Source organism: Hydrogenophaga sp., assembly GCF_041633695.1.
Lineage (GTDB): Bacteria > Pseudomonadota > Gammaproteobacteria > Burkholderiales > Burkholderiaceae_C > Hydrogenophaga.
In genome coordinates, this window is record NZ_JBFJMY010000706.1 from 1 (window position 1) to 1,466 (window position 1,466).

The window sequence follows — 1,466 nt, forward strand, 5'->3', positions numbered from 1 at the left end:
GAGTCCGAAGCTGGTGAGCAACTGGATCATGGGCGAGGTCTCGCGCCGCCTGAACGCCGAAGAGCGCGACATGGCCGATGTGCCGGTGAGCGCTGAGCAACTGGCTGCGCTGATCACGCGTATTTCAGATGGAACTGTGTCGAACAACGCGGCGAAACAGGTTTTCGAGCAGCTTTGGCAGGACGGTGTTGGACCGAAAGTCCACGACACGACTGGAAACCTGGTTGGTCAAGGTTCGGTGGTTTCTGGGCAAGCGGTGATCGACGCTGTCATTGAAGCCAAAGGCCTCAAGCAAATGAACGACAGCGGCGCGCTGGAAAAAATCGTCGACGAGGTGATGGTCGCCAATGCCGACAACGTGGCCCAGTTCCGCGCCGGCAAAGAAAAGGCCTTCAACGCCCTGGTCGGTCAGGTCATGAAGGCGAGCAAGGGCAAGGCCAACCCGCAGCAGGTCAACGACGTGCTGCGCCAGAAGCTGCAGTAAACCGGCTCAACCAGCCACTCAACGCGCCTTGCGCTTGCGCCCTTCGGACGGTGGGGGCAAGCGGAACGGCAGCCGCGTTTCCGACTTCACCTCTTTCAACGCCACGCTGGAGCGCACATGCGCCACGCCCGGCAGCTTGAACAGGGTCTGGTGCAGAAAGCGTTCGTAGGCCTGGATGTCGGGCACCAGCACCTTGATCACGTAGTCGGCCTGGCCGGTGGTGGAGTAGCAGCTCACGATCTCGGGGCAGGCGGCGAACGCGTTTTCGAGCTGCCGCACGTCTTCCTCGTTGTGGTGGCTGAGGTTCAGCTCGGCGATCACGCACAGGCCCAGCCCAACCTTCTCCCGGTCCACCAGCGCGGTGTAGCCGCGGATGATCTGCGCCGCTTCCATGTCGCGCACCCGTTTCCAGCACGGCGTGCTGGACATGCCGGTCGCCGTCGCCAGCTGCTGGATGCTTTGCCGCGCGTCGCGCTGCAGTTCGGTGAGCAGCAGAAAATCTTGTCGATCAAGTTCAATCATTCTTGAAGTTCGAAAAATACGGAACATTCATTCTCTATGAATGCCGTATCAAAGGAAAGTAAGAAGCACTTTCTCAATGGCCGGGGATAAGCTGGCTCTTTCCAAAAGAGCAGAGGAGCACCCGCCATGTCCGAGACCGCCACCGCGCCGCCCCTGGCGCGCGCCGACTACCGCCTCAGCGACAGCCTGTGGGCCCGCCAGGGGGCGGTCTTTCTCACCGGCACGCAGGCCCTGGTGCGGGTGTTGTTGATGCAGCGCCAACGCGACGACGCGGCTGGCTGGAACACGCGCGGTTTCATCAGCGGTTACCGGGGGTCTCCCCTGGGCATGCTGGACCAGGCGGTCTGGAAAGCTGGGGAGAAGTTCGAGCAACAAGGCATACGCTTTCTGCCGGCGATCAACGAAGAACTGGGTGCCACCGCCGTGCTGGGCACGCAGCGGGTGGAAGCCGATCCGCAGC

2 protein-coding genes and 1 pseudogene are annotated in these 1,466 nt (G+C 62.0%); 2 read left to right on the forward strand and 1 reads right to left on the reverse strand.

The window, feature by feature from the left end; all coding sequences use genetic code 11:
* Positions 1-484 (forward strand): annotated as a pseudogene (gene gatB / locus ABYB95_RS23415) (Asp-tRNA(Asn)/Glu-tRNA(Gln) amidotransferase GatCAB subunit B); the annotation flags it as partial.
* Between the two features lie 18 nt (positions 485-502).
* On the opposite strand, the gene ABYB95_RS23420 reads toward gatB, so the two are convergent.
* Positions 503-1,006, reverse strand: a complete 504-nt coding sequence (locus ABYB95_RS23420) for an Lrp/AsnC family transcriptional regulator (protein WP_372662753.1) — start codon at positions 1,004-1,006, stop codon at positions 503-505.
* A gap of 126 nt (positions 1,007-1,132) precedes the next feature.
* Between ABYB95_RS23420 and ABYB95_RS23425 the strand changes: the two genes are divergently transcribed.
* The coding region (locus ABYB95_RS23425) for a hypothetical protein (protein WP_372662756.1) at positions 1,133-1,466 on the forward strand (334 nt) is incomplete at its 3' end.

Excerpts from the sequence above, each read along its gene's own strand:
- ABYB95_RS23420 (WP_372662753.1), bottom strand. The coding sequence starts at position 1,006 with ATGATTGAACTTGATCGACAAGATTTTCTGCTGCTCACCGAACTGCAG.